Source organism: Paenibacillus sp. FJAT-27812, from assembly GCF_001273905.1.
Lineage (GTDB): Bacteria > Bacillota > Bacilli > Paenibacillales > Paenibacillaceae > Pristimantibacillus.
The window spans coordinates 2,527,941-2,553,163 of sequence record NZ_LIGH01000001.1; the positions used below are offsets into that span (position 1 = coordinate 2,527,941).

At 49.5% G+C, this 25,223-nt stretch carries 21 protein-coding genes; 20 read left to right on the forward strand and 1 reads right to left on the reverse strand.

The genetic code is table 11. The annotated features are described in order from the left end of the window. Nucleotides 1-440: 440 nt before the first annotated feature. The 19 genes from ADU23_RS10930 (at nucleotide 441) to ADU23_RS11020 (ending at nucleotide 22,062) form a co-directional block, all read left to right on the forward strand. Nucleotides 441-3,521, forward strand: a complete 3,081-nt coding sequence (locus ADU23_RS10930; RefSeq protein ID WP_231637353.1) for a S8 family peptidase — start codon at nucleotides 441-443, stop codon at nucleotides 3,519-3,521. 71 nt (nucleotides 3,522-3,592) lie between these two features. Beyond that, nucleotides 3,593-3,859, forward strand: coding sequence for a DUF1146 domain-containing protein (locus ADU23_RS10935; RefSeq protein ID WP_053373777.1), 267 nt, complete (start codon nucleotides 3,593-3,595; stop codon nucleotides 3,857-3,859). Nucleotides 3,860-4,160: 301 nt separating this feature from the next. Next, a complete protein-coding gene (murA, locus tag ADU23_RS10940) occupies nucleotides 4,161-5,594 on the forward strand; it encodes a UDP-N-acetylglucosamine 1-carboxyvinyltransferase (protein WP_053373778.1) in 1,434 nt (477 codons plus the stop codon). Between the two features lie 143 nt (nucleotides 5,595-5,737). Next, nucleotides 5,738-6,715 (forward strand): LacI family DNA-binding transcriptional regulator, encoded by a 978-nt coding sequence (locus ADU23_RS10945; RefSeq protein WP_053373779.1) that lies wholly within the window; start codon nucleotides 5,738-5,740, stop codon nucleotides 6,713-6,715. A gap of 179 nt (nucleotides 6,716-6,894) precedes the next feature. Then, entirely contained in the window at nucleotides 6,895-8,229 is a 1,335-nt protein-coding gene (locus ADU23_RS10950) for an ABC transporter substrate-binding protein (RefSeq protein ID WP_053373780.1), read from the forward strand. A 108-nt stretch (nucleotides 8,230-8,337) separates the two neighbouring features. Next, a complete protein-coding gene (locus tag ADU23_RS10955; protein WP_053373781.1) occupies nucleotides 8,338-9,222 on the forward strand; it encodes a carbohydrate ABC transporter permease in 885 nt (294 codons plus the stop codon). Beyond that, entirely contained in the window at nucleotides 9,222-10,049 is an 828-nt protein-coding gene (locus tag ADU23_RS10960; protein WP_053373782.1) for a carbohydrate ABC transporter permease, read from the forward strand. Before ADU23_RS10955 ends, ADU23_RS10960 begins: the two co-directional genes overlap by 1 nt. Nucleotides 10,050-10,073: 24 nt before the next feature. Further along, a complete protein-coding gene (locus tag ADU23_RS10965) occupies nucleotides 10,074-11,528 on the forward strand; it encodes a glycoside hydrolase family 32 protein (protein ID WP_082311063.1) in 1,455 nt (484 codons plus the stop codon). A 12-nt stretch (nucleotides 11,529-11,540) separates the two neighbouring features. Beyond that, nucleotides 11,541-12,491, forward strand: coding sequence for a carbohydrate kinase family protein (locus tag ADU23_RS10970; protein WP_053373783.1), 951 nt, complete (start codon nucleotides 11,541-11,543; stop codon nucleotides 12,489-12,491). A gap of 208 nt (nucleotides 12,492-12,699) precedes the next feature. Further along, nucleotides 12,700-14,193 (forward strand): efflux RND transporter periplasmic adaptor subunit, encoded by a 1,494-nt coding sequence (locus ADU23_RS10975; RefSeq protein ID WP_053373784.1) that lies wholly within the window; start codon nucleotides 12,700-12,702, stop codon nucleotides 14,191-14,193. Next, nucleotides 14,190-14,951, forward strand: coding sequence for an ABC transporter ATP-binding protein (locus tag ADU23_RS10980; RefSeq protein WP_053373785.1), 762 nt, complete (start codon nucleotides 14,190-14,192; stop codon nucleotides 14,949-14,951). The genes ADU23_RS10975 and ADU23_RS10980 overlap by 4 nt, the downstream gene beginning before the upstream one ends. Beyond that, nucleotides 14,893-16,083, forward strand: coding sequence for an ABC transporter permease (locus ADU23_RS10985; RefSeq protein WP_053373786.1), 1,191 nt, complete (start codon nucleotides 14,893-14,895; stop codon nucleotides 16,081-16,083). The genes ADU23_RS10980 and ADU23_RS10985 overlap by 59 nt, the downstream gene beginning before the upstream one ends. 125 nt (nucleotides 16,084-16,208) lie before the next feature. Then, complete coding sequence (spoIID, locus tag ADU23_RS10990; protein ID WP_053373787.1) at nucleotides 16,209-17,408, forward strand: stage II sporulation protein D; 1,200 nt, start codon at nucleotides 16,209-16,211, stop codon at nucleotides 17,406-17,408. An 80-nt stretch (nucleotides 17,409-17,488) separates the two neighbouring features. Further along, nucleotides 17,489-18,229 carry a M23 family metallopeptidase gene (locus tag ADU23_RS10995; RefSeq protein WP_053373788.1) on the forward strand — a complete coding sequence of 247 codons (741 nt, stop codon included), beginning with the start codon at nucleotides 17,489-17,491 and terminating at the stop codon, nucleotides 18,227-18,229. A gap of 191 nt (nucleotides 18,230-18,420) precedes the next feature. Then, the gene (gene spoIIID, locus ADU23_RS11000) at nucleotides 18,421-18,708 is read left to right on the forward strand and encodes a sporulation transcriptional regulator SpoIIID (RefSeq protein WP_053373789.1); all 288 of its coding nucleotides are present in this window, start codon (nucleotides 18,421-18,423) and stop codon (nucleotides 18,706-18,708) included. 124 nt (nucleotides 18,709-18,832) lie between these two features. Continuing rightward, on the forward strand, nucleotides 18,833-19,825 hold the full coding sequence (mreB, locus tag ADU23_RS11005) for a rod shape-determining protein MreB (RefSeq protein WP_053373790.1): 993 nt from the start codon (nucleotides 18,833-18,835) through the stop codon (nucleotides 19,823-19,825). A gap of 167 nt (nucleotides 19,826-19,992) precedes the next feature. Next, on the forward strand, nucleotides 19,993-20,856 hold the full coding sequence (locus ADU23_RS11010) for a flagellar hook-basal body protein (RefSeq protein ID WP_053373791.1): 864 nt from the start codon (nucleotides 19,993-19,995) through the stop codon (nucleotides 20,854-20,856). A 32-nt stretch (nucleotides 20,857-20,888) separates the two neighbouring features. Beyond that, complete coding sequence (locus tag ADU23_RS11015) at nucleotides 20,889-21,731, forward strand: flagellar hook-basal body protein (protein ID WP_053373792.1); 843 nt, start codon at nucleotides 20,889-20,891, stop codon at nucleotides 21,729-21,731. Between the two features lie 16 nt (nucleotides 21,732-21,747). Further along, complete coding sequence (locus tag ADU23_RS11020) at nucleotides 21,748-22,062, forward strand: DNA-directed RNA polymerase subunit beta (RefSeq protein WP_231637354.1); 315 nt, start codon at nucleotides 21,748-21,750, stop codon at nucleotides 22,060-22,062. Nucleotides 22,063-22,198: 136 nt separating this feature from the next. Here ADU23_RS11020 and ADU23_RS11025 read toward each other — a convergent pair whose 3' ends face one another. Further along, on the reverse strand, nucleotides 22,199-24,409 hold the full coding sequence (locus ADU23_RS11025) for an Ig-like domain-containing protein (protein WP_053373794.1): 2,211 nt from the start codon (nucleotides 24,407-24,409) through the stop codon (nucleotides 22,199-22,201). A 245-nt stretch (nucleotides 24,410-24,654) separates the two neighbouring features. Between ADU23_RS11025 and ADU23_RS11030 the strand changes: the two genes are divergently transcribed. Beyond that, nucleotides 24,655-25,188, forward strand: a complete 534-nt coding sequence (locus ADU23_RS11030) for a CDP-alcohol phosphatidyltransferase family protein (RefSeq protein ID WP_053373795.1) — start codon at nucleotides 24,655-24,657, stop codon at nucleotides 25,186-25,188. The last annotated feature ends 35 nt before the right edge of the window (nucleotides 25,189-25,223 follow it).

Below are 25,223 nucleotides of genomic sequence, written 5' to 3' on the forward strand. Positions count from 1 at the left end.
AAATCTAGCGAAAGCAGGAGAAGCAAGGTGAGACTCTCTCGAGGGCGTATGGTCTTCGCAGGCGGGGAGCGACCTTGCTTTTTTTTCATCTATGAAATGAGTAGAGAAAAAGTGGAGCGCGGCACTCTGCTGCGCCTGTTTCAGCGGTCGGGGATGTGGGTAAGGAGCAGCAGGGGAGTAAAGATTCATCTCTATAGGATTGGAGATATGGAAGGGCTGCTGAGGTTGTTGGTCGTTCTAGTTCTACATGACCGAGAAAACATCGTATGACGTCGGGAAACCGTATTTTGTGCATACGGAAGGGCTGTCTCCTAGGTCTTTTGTCCTTTTGTCTGTATGTAACAAGGGAAATGATAGCTGTAAATAGAAATAATAGGTACAGCATTATCCATTTGAAAGTGGGAACAAACTATAATCGTTCCAATACGAAAAGGCAGAATATGATGATTAATGAAATAGCATCAAGACCAGCGCGAGAATCGCATAAAGACTGCGATAAGGCAGCGAGCGCAGGCATGCGGCCTGCGCTCAAAAATAAAATAGCGCGCCTGCGCAAGCGGGCGGCCGCCAAGAGCACGCCGAGCGCGCGCACGCTCCTGCGCCGCGCGCTGCTCGCGCTCTTGCTCGCGAGCGTTACCCTCGGGGGCATAGCCCCCGCAGGGCTCGCTCCCGCCGCAGCTAGCGCGGCTGCTGACGCCGCCGGCGCAGGCGAAGAGCAGCCGCAAAGCTGGCTGCTCAAATGGAGCGATCCCGCGCTGGCGCATGAGCCGCGCGGGACAGAAGTGCTGCGCCGCCAGGATGAGGCGGCGGTCATGCTCGTGCGTCCGGCCGATGAAGGCGCGGACGTGCAAGAGTGGCTGCGCCGGCTGCAAAGCATGCCGGGCGTGGCATACGTGCACCCGAATTACCGGGTGCACGCCTTGTCTTTGCCTGCCAGCGAGGCAGAAGCCGATTCGCAAGCAGCCGCAGCGCCAGAGGCGGAGGAGACAGCGCCTCCGCCCTCAGCGAGGCTTGCGGGAGCAGCGGCGGCTGCTGCGCTGCAGGCGAATGATCCGCTGCTGCCTAAGCAGCGATATCTAAGCCAAATCGGCGCGCCCAAGGCGTGGGAGACCGTGCGCGAGCAGCAGCAGCTAACGATTGCGATCGTGGATACGGGCGTCGATTTGGACCATCCAGATTTGAAGGATAATCTGGTTCCCGGCGCTAACCTGGTAAGCCCGGGCAAGCCGCCGGATGATGATAACGGTCACGGAACAAGCGTGGCGGGCGTCATAGCAGCGTCTGGGAATAATGGAGTAGGCGTATCAGGCATACTCTGGAAAGCCAAAATAATGCCGATCAAGGCGCTTGATCACAGCGGCGACGGTACGGAGCAGGAGCTCGGCGAAGCCATCTTGTATGCGGTTCGCAGCGGTGCAAGCATCGTCGTGCTTTCGGTAGGCCTACATCGTTACTCCCCTTATATGCTCGATATCGTGCAGTATGCGGAAAGCAAAAACGTGCTGCTTGTTGCGGCGTCGGGTAATGATGGCGTCTCGCTCGGCGAGAAGGCGGAAGTGAAGTACCCGGCAGCTTATCCGACGGTTCTCGCGGTTGGCGGGGTCAAATCGGATAATTCCGTGGACAGCAGGTCCAACCGGGGCTCGGAGCTTGATCTGGTCGCGCCTTGGAATGTGTATACGACTGCGATTGGCGGTTTGTACAAAGCCGAGGAGGGAACCTCGATGGCAGCGCCTCAGGTTGCTGCGGCAGCAGCTCTAATATGGGCACGCTACAAGGACTTGAAGCCTTACCAAGTACGCTCGCTGCTGCTCCAGACAGCTAAGGACATTGGCACTTCCGGAGCAGACCGCAATTCAGGCTATGGCGTGCTTCAAGTTGACCAAGCGGTTCGCGCCACTTTAAATCCGGATATTTTCGAGCCGAATGACAGCATGTCAACGGCAGCTCGTTTTCCGCTTAACTCGAATATTTCAGCCATGCTGCAAGGAACCGCTGATCGCGATTGGTACCGAATCGATGCGCCATATGATGGTACGTTGACGGTACATTATGAAGGACTTGTTGCCAGCGGCAAAATCGTGCCGCCCGTTCGCCTTACCCATTATGCGAATGGCGTGAAGCAAAGCGTGAGCGATACGAAGCTTGCAAGCAGATCCATAGATATCGAGGTCAAAAAAGGGCCGCAGCTTATTCAATTAGAGCTAATCAATCAGAGCAGCGACGATGATCTGGCTTATTTGCTTACATCGACGTTTACGATGAAGCCGGACGATTACGAGAAAAACGATAAGTCGTACGAAGCCTCGACGCTTCAGCCCAGGACCCAATCGATAACAGGCAATTTCCATCAAACTGCTGACCGGGATTGGTTTGCCGTTACCTTTACGCAAAGCGGGAAGCTCAGCCTCGTGCTCAGCGCGAATACGGCTCGCATTGATCCCGGGCTGGCTCTCCAAAGAGCGGGCCAGCAGCTGCTCGTTTACGATGACGAGGGAGAAGGGGCAACCGAGCAGTCACCTGTCATAACTGTGACTCCCGGCAAATATTATATTCGTGTTCATAATGCGATCTCCTCGGAAGCGAGTCCGGCTATAGGCACTTATACGCTCAAGATGAACTATACGCCTAAATATGATGATCCGAATGAACCAAACGATAAATCGTATGAAGCGTTCGTGATTAATCCAGGCACAGAGTACCTTGGGGTAATCGGCAGCTACACCGATGTGGATTGGTTTCAATACCGGATTTCGAGCGCAAGCATCGTTAGCATGACGGTCAGAGGTACGCCGCTCGATGTCGATTTGAATCTCCAAGTATATGACAAACGGATGAAATCGCTGGCGACAGGACGAACCGGCGCTAGCGGGAAGCTTCAGACGAGCGAGCTGCTGCTGCAGCCAGGCTTGTATTATGTGAAGCTGACGGCAGACGCTCCCTTTGACAAGCAGTATTATCGGTTGAAAATTAAGTCAGAGGAGCTGATAGCCGGTTTCCGCGATATTAAGGACCATTGGGCACAAAAAGAAATTATCGCTTTAAACAAGAAGGGCATCATTAACGGTACGGGCGACAATCGCTTTGAGCCTAAGCGTTCGATTACAAGGGCTGAGGCGATAGCGATGGTCGTCAAGGCTTACAAGCCAATAACGCCTAGCGGTATGGGGCAAGCGAAGCGGTTTAAGGATGTTCGGGTGAGCCATTGGGCAAATGACGCCATCGCAAGCGCGGTGAGGCAGGGCTGGATCAAAGGGTTCCCGGATGATACATTCAGGCCGGATCAGCCGATTACGCGGGCGGAAATGGCGTTTATCATCGGCCATGCCGAAGGCGTACAGCCGCGGCTTCCGACGTTCGATCCGTTTGGCGATGTTCCCAAAACGCATTGGCCAGCCCCCTTGCTGTTTGCGATGAGACTGAATGGTCAAATCGATGGGGTGCAGTCCAATCTCTACAAACCGAAGCAGGAGGCAAGCAGGGCTGACTTCACCGTCCTTTTGCACCGCTTCGTATCCTAATATTTGCATATAACCTTTTCGCATCCAAACTCGTTTGAATGGTAACTAAGCTGCGAAGCCAGGGAGGCAACATGAACGTCGACAACGAGCTCTACAATGACATGCAAACCTACACGGGCATGACCGGTTTGTTTTCCATTGTCATTGTCATTCTCAGCATTATTTTTGTTTGGTTTGTCATTCAAGAGGTAAAGTGGGAAACCTTTTTTCGTTTTCCGCGCAGCCCCAAAGCACGTCTGTTTCAGGTCATCGTCGCCATCATTATGGGACATTTGCTCGCCAAATTTATTTTGGAATATTGGGGTTACACGGTGCTTCTCAAAAGCTTTGTCGAATAACAAAAGCGAAACATGTCAACAATGGGTAATACATGACGGACTCAAAAAGCAAACGAGCCACGAATAGGTATTAATTAGGACCTGAATGTGGATGAGGAACGTACTTTTTACCGAAAAACAGAGTCGTTTATGGTGAAAAAAGTCATAAATTGCCACCGGAAGCGTGTGCACAAAGTAGTAATAATTTAACGCTTGTCGATTCGTGTAATTGAGTGATAAGATGAAGTTTGGGTAAAGAGAGCTATTCCAGAATATTCACGAATAGGAAATAGAAATTGCAGTTCGCGGAGGGAACCAAAAGATGACCAAAATTATCGTCCGCGGAGGCCAGCGTTTAAATGGTACGGTCCGTGTTAGCGGAGCAAAAAATGCAGTACTCCCCATTTTAGCGGCCTCATTATTGGCGACAGAAGGAGACAGCGTCATCTGTGACGTACCCCTCCTCGACGACGTTATGACGATTCAGAAAGTGCTTGCCTCTTTGGGCGCACAATTAACTTATAACAATGAAACGATGCGCATTACAGCGCAAGAGATTACGTCCTACGAAGCTCCGTATGAGCTTATTCGCAAAATGCGGGCATCTTTTCTTGTCATGGGGCCTCTTTTGGGCCGTATTGGCAAGGTAAGAATTTCGCTGCCAGGCGGCTGCGCGATCGGAACTCGTCCGATTGACCAGCATTTGAAGGGCTTTGAAGCGATGGGCGCAGAAATTACGCTTGGGCAGGGCTTCATTGAAGCAAGCACAAAGACACGTCTTAAAGGTGCGAAAATTTACCTCGACGTGGCTAGCGTAGGCGCAACTGAAAATATTATGATGGCAGCCGCTTTGGCTGAGGGCACAACCATTCTTGAAAATGCAGCCAAAGAGCCTGAAATCGTTGATTTAGCAAATTATATCAATGCGATGGGCGGTAAGGTTCGCGGCGCAGGTACGGGCGTAATCCGTATCGAAGGCGTGGACAAAATGTTTGGCGCAGCGCATAATGTCATTCCTGACCGCGTGGAAGCAGGCACGTATATGATCGCTGCAGCCATCACAGGCGGAGACGTATTCGTCGAAGGCGCTATTGCGGACCATTTGACGCCGGTTATTTCCAAGCTTCAGGAAATGGGCGTAGATATTACGGAGAGCGACAACGGTATTCGCGTACAATCCAGCACTGTGCTGAAATCGGTTGACGTCAAAACATTGCCGCATCCGGGTTTCCCTACGGATATGCAATCCCAAATGATGGCACTGCTGCTTGTATCCGAAGGAACGAGCGTCGTGACGGAAACGGTGTTCGAGAACCGCTTCATGCACGTCGAGGAGTTCCAGAAGATGAACGCTCAAATTAAGGTGGATGGACGTACAGCTATCGTTAGCGGCGGCTTGCCTCTTACAGGGGCAAAAGTATGCGCAACCGATTTGAGGGCAGGAGCGGCGCTTATATGCGCGGCTTTGCGCGCAGACGGCGAGACGGAAGTAACGGGTCTGCATCATGTGGATCGCGGTTACGTCAATATTACGGGCAAGCTCGCAGCGCTTGGCGCTGATATTCACCGTGTCGAGCAAGAGGTTGCCGCAGCTATGGCTACGACAAGCAAGCAAGCTTCAAGCAGCCACGGGCTGCCAGCTCGGGATATCGCTTCCGTAGTTGCGATTACGGCATCGTCTGAGAGCGAATCGGCCGCTTCCTACAAGCGTGAGAAAGAAGTTGCCGTTCTCAAAATACAGCCGACTTGGGCTTAACGTTTCCCTTTTTATCAAAAAGAAGCTGTTTCAAATAAGCCGTCATGGACTTATCTGAAACAGCTTCTTTTTTGCTGCCGTAGGAATATATCTGCGATTTAGCTATAATGAATGGGACTACTGCAAGATGCAAAGGGGCGGCCATGGCAACGATACATGATGTGGCGAAATTAGCGAACGTATCCGTAACGACGGTGTCTCGCGTTTTAAATAATCGCGGTTATATTAGCGAAGCAACAAGAACCAAGGTATTCAAGATCATGGATGAGCTCAATTACCAGCCTAACGAGATCGCGCGGTCTCTCCTGCGAAAACAATCCAACGTCATCGGGCTGATCATCCCAAGCGTCGCCCATCCATTCTTTAGCGAGCTTGCAAATCATGTGGAGAACTACGCGTATGAGCTGGGCTTCAAAATGCTGCTATGCAACTCCCAGCTGGATAAGGTGAAGGAGAAGGATTACATTGAGATGCTCAAGCGGAACCGCGTTGACGGCATCATTATGGGGAGCCATACCCTTCAGGTAGAGGAGTACAAAAACCTGAGTTCTCCGATCGTAACCATCGATCGCCAAATCAGCAGCGATATTCCTTACATCTCATCCGATAATTTTTCTGGCGGGAGTCTAGCTGCTGAACTGCTGGTTAACAAAGGCTGCAAAAAGATTGCGCATATATGCGGCAATCTGGAGCTGCAGCTGCTCGCCAACCAGCGGACGATTGCTTTTCAAGCCATTATGAAGGCGAAAGGAATCGAGCATGTGATCATTCAGACGGACATGAACGTTTTTGATCAATTGCAGTATGAGCAGATCATCCATCGGCTGTTTCAGGAGCATCCTGATCTAGACGGCGTGTTCGCTACAAGTGACATTATCGCAGCGTTTGCGGTTAAGGAATGTGCAGCCGCCGGCAAGCGTATTCCTGAGGACGTGAAGATCATTGGATATGATGATATTAATGCGGCAAGATGGATGACCCCGGAGATCACGACTATCAAGCAGCCGATTGCCGAAATCGGCAGAACGGCGGTAGACTTGATCGTGAAGCAAATGAACGATGAGCCCTTCGAGGCGGAAAATATTTTGCCCATATCGCTGATTGAGCGAGCAACTACATAAGTAAGGAAATGACGGAAAACCCTTGTCCTGCAAGGGTTTTTTTGCTGTCTAAAAATAATGTCAATCGTTTGACATGTCAAACGATTGACATACAAAAGTGCCGAATATATAATACGTTATGAAAGCGGTTTACACGATCGGTAATCCGTTTATGAATATGAAGAATCGGGGGCATTAAAATGAAATCATGGAAATGGATACAGGCGCTGGCAATTTCACTTATCGTCGTAATGACAGTTACTGCATGTGGCGGCTCTGGCAACTCTGGCAACTCCGGCAATTCCGGCAAATCCGGATCAAAAAACGAAGGCTCTGCAGTAAAGATAACGCTGCTTAATTCTAAAGGAGAAATACAAGCCCAACTGGAAGAAGCGGCAAAAGCTTTTAAAGAAGACAACCCGAACATCACACTTGAAATTATCCCGGTTCCGGCTGGGCAATCTCCTTTCGAGAAGGCTTCAGCGCTTTACGCTTCAGGCAATCCGGCTACTATTACGATGCTCGATACGGGTGACGTTGAGAAGTTCAAGGATCGCATTCTTGATCTTAGCGGTGAGAAATGGATGGCGGATGCCGTTGACCGCAGCACGTCGCTAACGACGTTCGATGGCAAGAACTACGCATTCCCACTGGCCATTGAAGGTTATGGCTTCATTTATAACAAAGCGGTTGTTGATCAAGCGGTAGGCGGCACATTTGATCCGGCAACGATTAACACAACGAGCGCGCTTGAAGAGCTGTTCAAAAAAATCGAAGCATCAGGCAAAGCGCCGCTTATCATCTCTCCAATGGATTGGTCGCTTGGCGCACACTACTTGCCGCTTGCTTACGCAGGCCAATCCGCTGATACGGAAGCGGTTGCGAAGTTCGTAGATGATCTGAAAGCAGGAAAAGTCGACCTTGCCAGCAATGCTGTATTTAATGGCTTGATCGATACGTTTGACGTCATGGCCAAATACAATATCGACAAAGCTTCTCCATTGTCCGGTACGTATGAGAGAGGTCCAGAAGTGCTTGGCAAAGGGGAAGTAGGCATCTGGTTCCAAGGAAACTGGGCTTGGCCGCAAATCAGCAGCTTCGATACGGCAAGCGGACAATACGGGTTCCTGCCTGTACCGATAAGCAACAATGCGGATGACTTTGGCAATACGCAAATTTCTTCCGCCGTTTCGAAACGTTTGGTGCTGGACAAGGAAAAAAATACGGCCGAGCAGCAAGCGGCTGCCAAAACGTTTTTGGAGTGGATGGTGTACAGCGAGAAGGGACAAGACTTCCTTGTAAACAAAGCGAACATTATCCCTGCATTCAAGAATATTACGCTCGAAGCTAAGGATCCCCTTGCGAAGTCGATCTCTGAACATATCGCAAAAGGCAAAACAGAGGATTCAATGAGCACGTTGCCTGCCGATCACTGGGCGAAGCTTGGCGCATCGATGCAAAAGTATTTGGCGGGTGCGGCTGACCGTGCTGTTCTAACCAAAGAAGTCGAAGAATATTGGAAGACGGTTAAGTAACCTATTAAAAGCTAGCTGCTGGCTTACCCCGCATAGGTGACGGGGTAAGCCGTTTACTCTTAAGCACGATTATTTTTTACAAACCATGCATGAATGCGAGGGATCATGATGATAACGGAAAAAGGGCTGTGGAATCGCTTGCGACTGCGGCTGCTGTTTACCGGACCTACATTGTTTGCTTTTCTTGCTGTAATGATTATTCCTTTCCTGTATGGCATCTATTTGACCTTTACGAATTGGGATGGCATTTCGACGACAAGCAGCCTAGTAGGGTTTGCTAATTACGTTTCGGTATTTAAAGACGCTGTTTTTTGGAAATCATTTATGCTGACGTTAAAATATGTTTTCATTTCTGTCGGCCTTATTAATGTGGTCGCTTTCCTGCTAGCCTTTGTATTATCGAGCGGCTTAAAGGGGCAAAGCCTTTTCCGGGCAGGCTTCTTTATTCCCAACCTAGTAGGCGGGATCGTGCTCGGCTTCGTATGGCAATTTATTTTTTCCAATGTGATCGTGTACTTAGGCAAAGAATTGAGCATTCCATTGTTCAGCGCTTCATGGCTGGCCGACCCGAATAAAGCATTCTGGTCGATGATCATCGTTACGGTATGGCAATACGCAGGTTATATGATGGTTATTTATGTAGCCGGGCTCATGAATGTGCCAAAGGATATTTTGGAGGCAGCCAGCATCGATGGTGCAAGCTTATGGACCAAAATGCGCAAAATGATTTTGCCGCTTATGGTTCCTTCATTTATCGTCTGTATCTTTCTATCGCTGCAAAGATGCTTTATGGTGTATGACCTGAACCTCTCGTTAACGAAGGGCGGGCCGTTCAAAAGCACGGAGATGGTATCTATGCACGTGTACGAGAAGGCATTCCTATCGAGAGATTACGGAGTAGGCCAAGCTGAGGCGTTCGTCCTGTTCCTGCTTGTAGCGACGATAACGATTGCTCAGGTTTATTTTAGCAAGAAGCTGGAGGTTGAGGCGTGATGGCAAACAAAAACGGAACGCTGGCATGGACAAAGTTCATCGCCCTCTTCATTGGCTTGCTGCTGTTTGTATTTCCTTTCTTGATGCTGCTCGTCAACTCCTTTAAGGAGAACAAGGCGATTACATCAAGCCCGCTTTCCTTGCCGGATCGATTTAGCTTTGCGAATTACACGAATGCTTTTGGCAAAATGGAATACGTCTCTGCCTTTACGAACTCGGTTGTTATAACGGTGCTTAGCGTCGCCCTTATTTCCTTTTTAGCTGCCATGACGGCTCATTATTTTGTAAGAAATCAATCGAAGCTGAATCAATACACCTTTTTCTTAATGGTCGCGGCTATGATTATTCCGTTTCAGGCCATTATGATCCCTCTCGTCAAAATATACGGCTCCATCGGCTTTTTGAATAGCAAATGGGCCCTCATTTATATGTATATCGGCTTTGGCAGTCCGCTGGCTGTTTTCATTTATCACGGGTTTGTAAAAAGCATACCCGCGGAGCTGGAAGAAGCGGCGCTTATCGATGGCTGTACGAGAACGCAGACGTTTTTCCGAATTGTTTTTCCAGTGCTGGCCCCAACCACGGTTACGATTGCAATCTTAAATGTATTATGGATTTGGAATGATTTCTTATTGCCATCCCTCGTATTGATTTCGCCGAACGAGCGAACGCTGCCGCTGTCGACCTTCTATTTCTTCGGGACGTACACGGTTGATTATGGGCCGCTTATGGCGGGTCTTATGCTGACCATATTGCCTGTGCTGGTAGTTTACTTATTCGCGCAGAAATATATTATTCAAGGGGTTATGCAGGGCTCAATCAAATAACAAGTAAGGGTTGGATGCTTTATTTTGTACACGAGAGAAAATGCCGATAAATTTATTGCTGACCGTAAATATTTGCTGAACGAAGAATACCGGCTAACCTTTCATTTAATGAGCGAATTCGGCTGGATGAATGATCCGAACGGCTTTATCTACTATAACGGCGAATACCATATGTTTTACCAGTACTATCCGTACCAGCCCGTATGGGGCCCTATGCACTGGGGGCACGCGGTAAGTCATGATCTAATGAAGTGGAAGCAACTGCCTGTAGCTCTTGCGCCGGATCAAGCTTACGACCGCGACGGCTGTTTCTCTGGCAGCGCTTTTGAGCGTGACGGCAAGCTGTATTTGATGTATACCGGTCATCTAGTAACAGGCCCGGATAAGGATAATGATTACCGCCAAAACCAGAACATCGCCGTCTCCGAGGACGGAATCCGGTTCGAGAAGCTGACGAGCAATCCGGTTATCGGTCCGGAACAAATACCGGCAGGTCTAAGCCGGAAGGACTTCCGGGATCCGAAAGTGTTCGAGCGCGACGGTGTTTATTATGTGGTGTTAGGCTCAAACGATGGGCAGGGACACGGGCTTATTTTATTGTATCGCTCGCATGATCTGGCTAATTGGAGCTTGGTTGGGGAAATTGCGCGCAGCGACGGCAAGCTCGGAGACAATTGGGAATGTCCGGATCTATTTGAGCTGGGCGGGCGTGATGTGTTGATGATGTCGCCGCAGCGCATGCCGGCACAAGGGGATGACTATCAAAATCTGCACTCCACTACTTATATGATCGGTCGGCTGGATATCGAGGGCGGAAGCTTCCGCTATGATCGGTATGAGCCGATTGACTGCGGCTTTGATTTTTATGCCCCGCAGACAACGATTGACGACAAAGGAAGACGCATCGTCATGGCTTGGATGGAGACATGGGAGACGGAGATTCCAACGCAGCTTGGTCATTATTGGGCTGGGGCAATGACGATGCCGCGCGAGGTTGTTTTGGACGGGGAATCATTGTTGTTTAAACCGCTGGAAGAAACGAGCGCTTATCGTCATAACGCTTTTGAAGCTGGGAATTTGAGCCTGAGCGGTGTTAAGGATATGGAAGTGAGCGGGGACTGCTACGAGCTTGAGGTTGTATTTCAGGCCGAGCAGGCTGAAGAGTTTGGTCTAAAGCTGCGAGTGGGCGGCGAGGAGGAGACTGTTCTTTCTTACAGACAAGCAGAAGGCCGGTTTCGATTCAATCGTGATCGCTCGGGAATCGGTTTGGGCGGCGAGCGCAGAACGAAGGTCGCGTTAAAGGACGGCCTGCTCACGCTGCGCGTATTTGTAGATAAATCGTCTGTCGAAGTGTTCATTCAAGGCGGTGAAAAGGTCATGACGGGCCGAATCTACCCGGGTGCGGGTTCGCTGGGCATTCAAGCGTATGCCGAAGGATCATGTTCTATGGTATCCTTTAAAAAATGGGATATAAAGTAGGAGGGAATTAAACTGTCTAAGCTATATACAATTGGGGAAGCGCTCATTGACTTTATTCCAGATTCACGGGGAGTCGAGCTGAAGAATGTCGTTAACTTCAGGAAGGAAGCCGGAGGGGCTCCTGCGAATGTTGCCTGTGCGGTAGCGAAGCTAGGCGGCAGCAGCGCATTTATCGGAAAGCTGGGTCAGGATGCTTTTGGGGATTTTCTCGTGGAAACGTTGGAGGCGGTGGGCGTCGATACGGGGCATGTGCTTCGGACGAAAGAGGCGAATACAGCTCTTGCATTTGTAAGCTTGAAGGCAGACGGCGACAGAGATTTTTCCTTCTATCGCAATCCGAGTGCGGACATGCTTCTTACGGAGGACGAGATCGGTGAGGATTGGTTCGCGAAAGGGGATATTTTGCACTATTGCTCCGTTGATCTAATTGAGGCACCGGTGAAATATGCCCATCTTAAAGCGATAGCGGCGATGAAGGCGGCAGGCGGCCTGATCAGCTTTGATCCAAACGTAAGGCTCCCGCTATGGGAGGATCATGAGCAGTGCAGGCAAACGATCCTTCAATTTGTACCTTTGAGCCACCTTGTCAAAATAAGCTCGGACGAGCTTGCCTTTATTACAGGAATCGAAGACGAGCAGGAGGCGATCTCCTCGCTGTTTGTCGGTGACGTGCAAGCTGTCGTCTATACGCGCGGCTCCGATGGAGCAGCATGGTATATGCGCTCCTACGACGTTTCCGTGCCCGGCCAAAAAGTATCCGTCATGGATACGACTGGTGCTGGAGATGCTTTTATTGGAGCGATGTTATATCAGCTTCTATTAAATAAAGGAGTCGTAGAGACGATTGGAGCGGAAAAGGCGGAGCGAATTCTCTCGTTCGCCAATACCGCAGCAGCGCTAACGACGACCAGAGCAGGAGCAATCTCATCACTACCGGTATTGAGTGAGCTTCCGCCACTATAAAGAAGGTTTCTATAAGAGTATTGTTTGTTCTCGCCGAGCAGGGCGGAGAAGGAGCAATACTCTTTTTTTGTTTGACAGAGAGCTTGGTGAGGCGTAGTGGGCATAAGCGTACGTAGGGGTTTAGGGAGCGAAAGCTTGTTCATCTTCCGTTCATTTTTGAATGCTATAGTCTATCTCACTAAGACCGATGGAGGGTGGATTAAAGCAAATGAAGAAATGGACGATAGGGCTCAGCATTGTTATTATTCTGGCTGCAGCCGGAGCAGGTGCCTATTATTTCTTTTTCGTTAAAGACAAGGAAGCGGCAGGGGTAACGCCTACGTCGCTGACCGTTGCTGCTGCTAAAGGATCTATCGTAAAGCAGATTAGCGGAACCGGAACGGTAGCGGCTAATTCCAGAGAAACGGTGACTGCGGGCAAAAGCGGCACGATTGCGACTGTGAACGTCAAAAAAGGAGATAAGATCAAGGCAGGTCAAGTTCTTGTTACCTTTGAGGATACGAATGATAATGAAGACAAAGTGAAAACGATTGAAAAAAGCATTAAAAAGCTGCAGGAATCCATTGCAGATTATCAAGAAAGCTATAAGGAAGCGACAGGAACGGAAAATGAAGAAGTTACAAAAAAATCTCTGCAAAAAAATATAGAAAGCGCGAATGACGAGATAGCGGATTACAACGACCAATTGCAGGATATTTATGCAGAGCAGGAAAAAGTGGAAAAAGCGGTGGTCGCTTCGATTGACGGAGAAATTACCGAGATGGATATTGAGGTCGGCGATGAGGTAAACTCCAATACGACAATAGCTACGATAGTGGACTATACGCTGCTAGAGTTTGTAACTTCTGTTGACGAACTCGATATTTCTAACGTAAAGGTAGGCCAAGCTGTAGATATTACATTAAGCTCGATTACGGATAAAACGATTGATGCAACGGTTTCCGACATCGCGCTGGAGGGCACCTCGAATAACGGTTCCTCTGCCTTTGATGTAAGCATCCTTCTTAAGGACATTGAAGGCGTAAGAGTAGGCATGTCTGGCGAAGCAGCCATTACGATCGCTTCCAAAGAAAACATCGTGCTAGTGCCGGTAAATGCGGTTGTCGAAATGGGTAAACGTTCATTCGTTCGTATTCCGTCTGAAGAGGGCGGAGACGCTTCCGCTTCAGCGGAAGGCCAACAACAGGGACAAGCACCCGATCGGGCTGCAATGACGGGCGGCAATCAGCAAGGAAGCGCGGCCGGTCAAGGTGCGGCAAGCGGCGAGCGGCCAAACCGCGGAGCAGCCGGAGATGCAGCGGCAGCCCAAGGCACCCAAGGCACCCAAGGCGGTCGGAACCAAGCTGCAGCCGGTCAGGGTGCGCAAAGTGCGGCAGCTGGCGTCCAAGGCGGAGCATCCGCTGGAGGCGGCTTTGCAGCAGGAGGACGTGCCGGCGGACGGATGCCTAATGCGCTGGGAGGACAATTGGTTGAGGTGACGACGGGGCTAAGCAATGAGAATTTTGTGGAAATCGTATCCGGGTTGAAAGAGGGAGACAGCGTGCTTATTCCAATCGCTCAAGGAACGCCGGGCATGGGAACGAGCTCCCAAGAGACGACGATTCAGCGTGACGGCTTCCCTGCAGGCGGGGKTATGATGTTCCCCGGAGGCGGCGGAGGAATGGGCGGAGGCGGCATGCGCAGCACCGGTGGTGCGCGATGAGCATAAATCCAAACATCCCGCTGATTGAGATGACCAATATTACAAAATCCTATATGATGGCGCGCGAAAAAACGACGGTTTTGCATGAGGTTTCGCTAACGGTTAACCATGGAGACTTTTTGGCGATCGTAGGTCCATCCGGATCAGGCAAATCGACGCTAATGAACATTATTGGCTGCCTTGACCTGCCAAGCGAAGGCAGCTATAAGCTGGAAGGGCTTGAAGTAACGGGACAAAACGACAACAAGTTGACCGAAATGCGCAATAAGAAAATCGGATTTATTTTTCAAGGCTATCACTTGCTTCCCAAGCTTACGGCGCTGGAGAACTGCGAGCTCCCTCTTATCTATCGCGGCCTGCCAGGCAAGGAGCGGAGGATGCGGGCCATGGAAGCGCTAGAGCGGGTGGGGCTTGGACAAAAGATGAACCACCGCCAAAATGAGCTGTCAGGCGGGCAGCAGCAGCGTGTCGGGATTGCGCGCGCCCTCGCTACTAACCCGCCGATGCTGCTTGCAGATGAGCCGACAGGAGCGCTCGATTCGAAGACGGGTTTGGAAGTGCTCGATATGATGGAGGAGCTGAACCGGGCAGGCCAGACGATCGTGCTGATTACGCATGATATGGAAATAGCAAGCCGGGCAAGACGTACGGTCATTATACGGGATGGGGTGTTGACGGAGCAGGAAAGGAGGGTCAGCCATGAAACTCTCGCAAGGACTCAAGATGGCAATAAAGAGCGTATTGTCCAACAAGCTTAGAACGATACTGTCGATGCTCGGCATCCTGATAGGCGTTGCTACTGTCATTGCGCTGGTCGCCATGGGGAAGGCGTCTTCCAATGAGGTGGCCAAGCAGGTTTCCTCGCTAGGAAGTCCCAACTCCCTCTCCGTAACGATATTTGGACGCGGGACGGTTACGACGCTTTCCGTTGACGAAGCCAATGAGCTTGGGGACGTTGTCAACGTGGCGGGAGTGGCTCCGGTAATCAGCACGACAGGTTATGCGAAATACGGGAAAACGCAAGTATCCGTCACGGTGGAAGGGATTACGGCTGCGTACGAAGACGTTAAGGATTTTCCGGTTCAGGATGGCAGGTATATCTCCTCTCCTGATCTTAATAACAATACGAAGGTCGCGCTCATTGGCGTAGATACCGCGAAGGATCTGTTTGAGGATGAGGGTGAGGACCCCTCTGCGGCAGTCGGCAAAAAAATAACGATTAACGGCTATATTTTCACAATAGTAGGACTGCTTGAGTCGCAAGGCAGCTCGCTTACGGGATCGAACGACGAGAAAATATTAATTCCGGTGACAACCGCTCAAAAAATATTTAAAACAAGCGGCGTTTCTACAATTAACTTAAAAGTGACGGATACGGACCTCATGAAGGAAACCGTCACGGCTATTGAAGCCGTTCTTTATGAGAAATTCAGAGGGAACGAGAATGCGTACCGCGTCTTCAACCAAGAGGAAGCGATGAAGACGTTGAATTCTGTTAATGAAACGATGAACAGACAGCTTATTTATGTAGCGATCATTTCGCTTATCGTAGGCGGAATCGGCATCATGAACATCATGCTCGTGTCGGTAACGGAAAGGACGAGGGAGATCGGCATTCGGAAATCGCTTGGAGCTAAGAAGCGGGACATATTATTTCAATTCCTAGTAGAGGCTGTCTGTATAAGCGGACTGGGAGGCGCGCTAGGGATTGGGCTCGGATACGCTGCCTCTATCGTTATCGGATTGGTGATGCAGACAGAAACAGAGGTTCCTGGCGATACGGTATTGTTGGCTTTTGCTTTTTCTGCATTCGTTGGCGTGGTGTTCGGCTATTTGCCGGCGAATAAAGCGGCAAGCCTGCGGCCGGTTGACGCACTTCGCCACGATTAGCCATTTGGAGTTCTACCCTATCATTCAGACTCATAGAATGAACCATCAGGAACGGTTTAAGAGAGAACAGCCTGGCGCAAGCTGATTCCTGCTTTCTCTTACCGTCAAAGGTGGAAGGAGAGCTCATGAGTCGAAGGATAGGGAAGATTTCAATAGTTTCGATAATCGGTCGTTTGCGGACGAGCAGATGGATGGCGCTATTTGCAATCGGTGCCATGCTGGGTGCATCCATGCTGCTAGTAAGGCTATCGCTGAATGAGCTGAGAAATGTACAAGCGGCTCGAACTTTAACAGATGCCAGCGGCGTAAAGGACGGATTTCAAGCGGATCCCTCAGCGGGCATTGCGGATGGATCAGCAGATGCGAAGCCGTCCAAGGGCGTGGATCAACCTCGGCAAACGGCTAAGCCATCCTCTAGCGAAACATCGCAGACGGAGACGTCAAGCGCACTTGATCATGTCACCGTCCGCGTCTATGTGACGAAGGACAAAAGGATAGAGAAGGTTCCGCTGGAAACCTACGTCCGCGGTGTGGTCGCAGCGGAAATGCCAATCGATTTTGAACTTGAAGCGTTGAAGGCGCAAGCGATTGCTGCACGCACCTATATGGTGCGGCGAATCGTTCAAGGAAACGACAGCGGAGTGCCTGTAGAGGGAGCCGATGTGACCGATACCATCGAGCATCAAGTATATATTCCTTTGGCGGAGCTCGCTCGGAAATGGCCAAAGAACGAGCAGAAGAAAAACATGGGCAAGCTGAATGAAGTGATCGCTCAGACAAAAGGAAAAATCATAACGTATAAAGGCGAGCCGATAGAGGCTTCTTTTTTCTCCACCAGCAACGGTTATACCGAAAATTCAGAGGACTACTGGAACCAAGAGATTCCTTATTTGCGGAGTGTGGCAAGCCCATGGGATGAAGCGATCTCTCCTCGATACAAAGAAACGGTGAAGCTGTCTTTAAACGATTTTTATAGCAAGCTTGGCGTGAGGAAGAAGGGCTCTGCCAAACCTTCGATTCGCGTGGTAGAGAAGACGGAAGGCAATCGCATAAGCAAGATCATCATAGGAGAAACCGCTTTTACAGGACGTGAAGTGAGAGAGGCGCTAGGTCTCGCATCCTCTCAATTCACGTGGAGCATCAAAGGAAGTGCCATTACGATTACAACCTATGGCTACGGGCATGGCGTCGGAATGAGCCAGTGGGGCGCAAACGGCATGGCTAAGACGGGAGCAAGCGCCGAGGATATTTTGGAACATTATTACTCTAGCGTTCAAGTGGAGCAAGCTTCAAAGCTTTCGAAACAGCTCTCTCGCCACTCGTAATTTAAATCTTTCAATTTTTCGTATTGCCTCACGTATAAACCTAGCAGATCTGGCAACAATGGCTAGTGAGGTGATAGAAAATGAATGATCAAAATCAAAGTAAACCGAAGCAAAAACCAGAAGAAACTCCCAAAACTGTTCTGGGAGGAACGTCTGCCGCCAAATCTAGCAGTGGATGGAAGAACCTTTTTGCAAAGCGATGGGTATCTCCAGCAATCTTCATGGCCGCGGCAGCAATTATCGTAACCTTAATGTGGATCTATCAGGGGGCCGATCAAGCGAAAACGACAACAGGAAAAACGGACCCTACTGAAGCTACACAAGGGGAAACGAAAGCGCCTGGCAAGGGTGAAGAAAATCCTGAAGTGGTACTTGGTGACGAATTGATGCAATGGCCAATCGCTAACAAAGCGGCTTTGAAGGAAGAACTTCCGTTTTATGATGAAAAATCAAGCGACGCGGAGCGCGAAGCTGCACTGGTTCAAGTGGGAGACACGTTCTCACCGCATATGGGTATCGACTTTGTTGACCCAAGCGGCCAAACCTTTGACGTACTTGCCGCACTTTCCGGTAAAGTCACTTATGTAAAGACTGAACCAACAAACGGCAACGTAGTTGAAATTACACATGAAGGCGGCCTTGTGACCGTGTACCAAAGCTTAACGGACATTCAGGTTGCTGAAGGCGATGATGTTACACAAGGCACTGTCATTGCAAAAGCTGGCCGGAACGATCTTGAACGCGACCTTGGCATTCACCTTCATTATGAAACACGCAACAATGGCAAGCCGATTAACCCAAGCTCATTGATTAAAGAGTAATGGCGGCTGGAGATTAACTTCTCCTCAAAAAAATAGGTCTTTAGACGTACAGGCAGGGAGCGATTCCCTGCCTGTTTTACGTTTTTATGAAAATTTATTCACATTCGGGCTTGTTAGGCTTGACCATAACGAATATATACGTGACCTACTCATATAATGTACCAAACTATCTCGAGTAGGGAGGCGGGAACGTGCACGATTACATTAAGGAGCGAACCATTAAAATAGGCCGCTGCATCGTGGAAACGAAGCACACGGTGCGTACGATTGCCAAGGAGTTCGGTGTATCCAAAAGCACGGTGCACAAGGACTTGACTGAGCGGCTTCCTGAAATAAACCCCGATTTGGCCGATCAGGTTAAGCACATTCTCGAATACCACAAATCAATCAGGCATCTGAGGGGGGGAGAAGCGACCAAGATTAAATACAAGAAAACGAGCACGAAGAAACGTGAAGTACTCGCTGCTGGCAAGCTGTGAAGTTTTTTCTCGAATTATAGAGGAAATTTGTCTTTTTTGGCGAATAATAAACGTTAGCGGTTTCTGTGTCAAGGGAACCAAATGTACGTTTTGTAATTATTATTCGTTGGGGGACTTAAGCCTTATGTTGAGCAAGGATATTGGGATCGATCTTGGAACAGCCAATGTTTCCATTCATGTAAAAGGAAGAGGCGTTGTTCTCGATGAGCCTTCAGTCGTTGCGATTGAAAGCGACTCGAAGAAAGTGCTGGCTGTTGGTGAGGAAGCACATAGAATGGTAGGCCGGACGCCAGGCAACATTATAGCGATTCGTCCATTGCGTGATGGTGTTATTGCCGATTTTGAGATTACGGAAATTATGCTTAAAGCATTTATTGATCGTGTCGAGGGACGGAAATGGTTTAGCCGTCCCCGAATTCTTATTTGCGCGCCAACGAATATTACTTCAGTTGAGCAGAAGGCCATTCGCGAGGCTGCCGAGCGCAGCGGCGCAAAGGAAGTATTTCTCGAGGATGAGCCGAAAGCTGCCGCTATAGGGGCTGGAATGGATATCTTCCAGCCTAGCGGCAATATGGTCGTAGACATTGGCGGGGGCACAACGGATGTGGCCGTTCTTTCTATGGGCGACGTTGTGACCGCCTCTTCTATTAAAGTCGCAGGGGACAAGTTCGATGATGCGATCATGAAGTTTATCAAGAATAAATACAAGCTTCTGATCGGTGAGAGAACGAGTGAGGATATTAAAATTAAGATCGGTACGGTACTTGAGGGCGGACGCCAAGAGGAGATCGACATTCGCGGCCGTGACATGGTATCTGGGCTTCCGCTTACGTTGACGATTCGTTCCGGCGAAGTCCGCGAGGCGCTTTGGGACCCGGTAATGTCGATCGTATCTGCGGCTAAGGCTGTGCTTGAGCGCACGCCGCCAGAGCTGTCTGCCGACATTATTGACCGCGGCGTTATTTTGACGGGCGGAGGCGCTTTGCTTGGCGGGCTTGATGCATTGCTGGCAGAGGAGCTTAAAGTTCCGGTGCTCATTGCGGAAGATCCGATGCACTGCGTGGTCAAAGGGACTGGCATCCTTCTAGATAACTTGGACAAGCTCGGGAAGAAGTAAGGGCAGGAGCGGCCATGTATGAATTTGCGCGGGTAGGGAGCCTTAGGGGGGCGCAGCCGAGGCGTAAATGAGTCATTGGTCGCAGGACAAGCTATTCAGGCAGCCTTGCTTTCAACCGATAACATATATAGGAAGTTGGAAGGCAAGCGGCCAAGGGGGTAACAACTATGTTAAGAGGATTATATACCGCAGCGTCGGGCATGATTTCTCAGCAGCGAAGACATGATACGGTAACGAATAATATTTCCAACATAAACACGCCTGGTTATAAGCAGACGAATGCGGTGACCCGTTCTTTTCCGGAAATGATGCTGTCATTGACTGGAGCGGGCCCTGAGAGCGTCGACAAGATCGGGAAGCTGACAACCGGCGTATTTGCGGAAGAGAGCTTATCCATTCATTTGCAGGGCGATCTCATGCAGACGAACAATTCGTCTGATTTTGCGCTGATTTCGAACATCGAATTAAACGGGCTGTCCTTTGACGCATCCGGCAAAAATGTCGCGCCAGACGGCACGGTCACTTTCCAGCCGCAAGCCTTTTTTACCGTTCAGGATCAAAATGGCGATATAAGATATACGCGGGGCGGGAAATTTACGCTAACGGAGCAGGGCTTCCTTATGGCAAGTGATGGCTCGAACGTGCTCGGTGCAGATGGCCGGCCTATTCAGATGCCTGTTGGCGTAGGTCTAGAGAGTCTAAAATTGACAAACGATCAACGTTTTCTTGATGTAAATGGACAGGATATTGGCGTTCAACTGCTAATTAGCCGGGTCGATAATCCGAATCTGCTCGTACGCGAAGGGAACGGAAGCTTTAGATTCGCCACAGCGGACGGTGCGGCAGTTGCGGTTGCTCCAGGTGAGCGTGTCGAGGTAAGGCAAGGTTACGTAGAGCGTTCGAACGTCGATACTGCGCAAGCGGCTGTAGACCTTATGTCAGCGCTCCGGGCATATGAAGCGAACCAAAAGGTTATTCAATTTTATGATCAGAGCTTGAGCAAAGCAGTTAATGAAGTAGGTCGCGTATAACAGCAGGCTGAAGCAGCGGAGGTGCACGAAGCATGAACAGTTCAATGATTAACGCAATGGTATCGATGAATGGGCTTCAGCAGAAGCTAGATTTGCTTGCAGATAATATCGCTAATGTGAATACCGTTGGCTACAAGCGGAAAGAAGCTACCTTTGAGGATCTTCTAACGAACTTAAGAAACCAGCCCGAAGCGTTTAATCAGCCTGGCCGTCTTACGCCTATGGACTTTACGCAAGGTTGGGGCTCGCGAATGACGATGGTTCAGCCGAATCTATCGCAAGGTCCCATGCAGGGAACGAATAAAGAAACCGATCTTGCGATTGAAGGAAACGCATTGTTTGAAGTCGAGGTGGACGACGCCGGCAACCGCGGATACACGCGCAATGGCGCCTTTCAGTTGACGGTCGGTGCAAACGGTGATACGATTTTGGCAACGGAAGACGGATATCCGGTCGTTGCGAATGTTAAAGACCCTCTGACGGGTAACGTCGTAGAGGGCAATATTGTTGTGCCTCAAGGTTTCAGCCTGCGAGTTAATCCAGATGGAACCGTGCTTGGGGTCTCGTCTGACCGCACCATCGAGCTTGGCAGCATTAAGCTGCTGCAAGCTTCGCGTCCGGCAGCGCTGACTGCGGTTAATGACAACTTATTTGTTATTGCTAACGGCATCAATGCTGGAGATGTGGTGCAGCAGATCGTACCCAATTCGGAAAATCTCATCACGTTGCGCCAAGGCTATTTGGAGCAATCGAATGTTGAGCTAACGGACGAGATGACCGAGCTTATTAATGTGCAGCGCGCTTATCAACTGGCGGCTAGAGCGTTATCGTCAAGCGATACGATGATGAGCCTGACAAACGGGCTGCGCGCATAAGGATAGGATGATGTTGATGAGTATGGCCGATGAACGAATCGACCGCGAAGCAAGCGGGGTCGGGAGTCAAGCTGAAGAGAGCGGCTCCGGGAGGAAGAAGCGCAAAAGTCGCGCGAAGGCTGACGGGAGCTCTGAGAAGAAGCAACGGCCCAAAGGAGTAAGGGTGCTGCTGTGGTTTTTACGCAAAAGCATCGTACCGCTCATTATGGTTATTATGCTTGTTGCAGGCCTATATGTTGGTTACGTAGTGGTGGGCAAGCAGCCTAACGAAGAAGTGTTCAGCTGGGCCACCTGGCAGCATCTCTATGACCTGGTATTTGCTGATTCTTAATAATCATACGATAAAAAGGTTGTCTATCCAGCGGTATTTGCGGCGTGGCGGGCGGCCTTTTTTTGTTTGGGCAAAAATGAAAAAAAGCAGATCAGGGCTCTCGCCTTTGATCTGCTTTTTTTTGCTTATTCGAGAACTATTTTACCGTTACCCGAATGGTTACGCTCTTGCCAGCATAGGTTGCTTTAATGGATGCGGAGCCTTTGCCGACTGCAACGATTTTGCCGCCTACTACGGTCGCTACGCTAGCTTTGGATGAAGTCCATACTGCAGCATCTGTCGCGTTAGTCGGGTTGCCGGTTGTGAAATTAGCTTGCAGCTTAGCGGAATAAGTCCCGCCAGGGCTTAGCTGTACCGATTTGCTTGAAAGAACAAGCGATTTTAGCTTCGGCGACACAATGATGGGAACAACAACCGTTTTGCCTTGGTAGGAGCCCGTGATTTTTGTAGTGCCGATAGCTATAGCTTTTACGGAAGTACTGCTTACACTAGCGATGTCCGGATTTCCGGACTCCCAGTTCATTTTTGAACCAAGGGAAACTTGCTTGCCGCTCTTGTAGTAGCCTGTAACTTTAATTGATTTGGATCTGCCGGGATAAAGATCGAGAGCGGTAGGCTCAACGACGAGCTTCACGATCTCCTCTTCAACCTTTACGCGGACGGTTACGCTCTTGGTCAAGTAAGTGGCTGTTAGAGTGACGCTGGACACCTCTAGGCCCTTCATTACCGTATCCTTCAAAACGATATCCTCAGACGTTGTTTTCCATTTGACTCTGCTTGAGATGTCTTCTTCATCCCCATCTTCATTCACGACGGTTACAGAAGGGTATGGCGTTTCTTTTCCTAAAATAATGCTAAGATCCTTCACGCTTGCGATCAGCTTCAACGGCTTCACATGAACGATTAATTTTACTTCGGCTTTATACCCTTGCACGGTAGCCGTCAGTGTCGTTTCGCCGAGCGCTTTGGCTGACCATTGCCCGTCTTTGATGTTCGCGATCTTCTCGTCTTTGGACGTCCAGGTTACGATTTTTGAAACATCGACCTTAGAGCCGTCAAACGTTGTTGCCATAACTTTAGGAAGGTCGCCGCTCATCTCATTAAAGCCATCGATGGTTTCGGTCTCTACGCTTAGCTCGCTTACTGTAGGGTAGACTGTAATGTCGATGCTGCGGCTAACGCCTTTGTGGCTTGCAGTAATTTTAGTTGAACCAACAGCCTTAGGCGTAACCTTGCCTTCCTTGACGGTAGCGACTACGACGTTCGAGGACGTCCAATCCGCAGCCTGGGTTACATCATCTGTAGTGCCTGAGTTATTTTGCACTTCAGCTTTTACTTGAATCCCATCACTCTGCAAAAGCAGGTGATATTCCTTCTCGGGCGTTAATCTAATCGATTGGAAAGCCGCGCGAACGACAACATCGATAGAAGCGGATACGCCCTTATGGGATACTGTAATCGTTGTTTTGCCGATGCCTACCGCAGTGACAACACCTTTTTTAACGGTTACGACCTTTTCATTGGCGCTCACCCATTTGGCTGCATCCGTGACGTTAAGTGTTTCGCCTGTCTTCACAACGACGGATGCTGTTAATGTCTTGTCTTCTGAGCCCATATCGAACTGGACTAAATTGCCGGAATCTCCTGCTCCAATTGCAATCGATTTGTAAGGTGAGGATACATTAAGTGTAATGGAATCGGATTTGCCTTTCAGCTTGGCTGAAATCGTAACGGAACCGACGCCTAGCAGCGTAACCGTACCTTCATCTACGGTTGCAATAGCAGAGTTTGAAGTCGTCCAAACGGCTTCACTTGTAACATTCTCATCTTTAGTATTTGCTTTTGTACCGTCAAGAATGAAGGCCAAAGGTTGCCCGATTTCAATATCTTGCGTTGTCGGTGCGACCGTTCCGTTTAGATACTTCAGAACAACGGAGTCATACACATAATCGGATGTCGCTTTGATGGAAGATGTGAAGCCTTTATAAGTAGCGCTAATTGTCGCCGTGCCTTTACCGACAGCTGTTAATACGCCTTTATCCACTTTGACGAGAGCTGTATTGGACGATTTCCATGTTACATCCGCAGTTACATTTTTGCTAGTTGCGCCTGAAATAAGGGCAAACACGGATAAATTCACCTTGTCATCCTCAACGAATACTTTGAGCGAAGATGTGCTGTTGTTGTAATCATCTGGATCATAAGAAAATTCGATGCCGGTTACGGTTTCCTCTGCCGCGTTTACTATTCCGGTAAGCGAAGTCATGACGATTGCGAATGCCAGCGCTGCTGCCAGCCACCTACGAGTTTCTTTTAACGATTTGCCAAAGCGTAAACTAAAATTCACTACATCCCTGTCCTTTCTTGGTTAAAGTAAATGGTCTTCTATTAATAACGGTAAAGAGATGGCGAAAATGAAGAACAAAGGTATAATATGGTAATAAAACTTTTGCGAAAGAGGCAGGATGGGGCGACTGATGCATAAAAACTCGGCTTTCTCGGACCAGCGACAGTTTTATTTTTAGGGGAGGTAGTTGTATAATAGTTGGGAACCATGGTGGACGTCAGTAATAGGTAGAGGAGCGTGCGAGTTTGAATCTGCCGAATCTATTAACATCATTGCGTTTTGTATTGATTCCCGTGTACATTGCGGTATTCGTAAATGGGCATATGATACCCGCTTTCTTGATTATGGTTGCTGCAGGCATTACCGATGTGCTGGATGGTTATATCGCGCGCAGAAGCGGCCAGGTTACGATGGTAGGCATTATGCTCGATCCGCTCGCTGACAAGCTGATGCTCATAACCGTTATTGTATCGTTGCTCATTTCCGGCCATATTTCGTGGGCGGCGGCAGCAGCGATGTTTTTGCGCGATCTGGGTATGATAGCTGGAGGATTGTTTTCTCATTTTCGAGGAAAGAAGACAGTGCCGGCGAATTGGATGGGAAAGCTGACAACCGTGTTGTTCTATGTGGCGATTATGCTCATCTTCTTTGAAGCGCCAAATGCCCATTCGTATTTATGGGCGGTTATTGCCTTTTCGTTCATTACTTCTATTATGTATGTCGTTATGTTTAAGGCGCTCAATAAAGCTGCCCCGGGAACGCCGACCGGGCATTCATGATCTACCTAGGCTTCTACATATGAACAAAGAGGCTT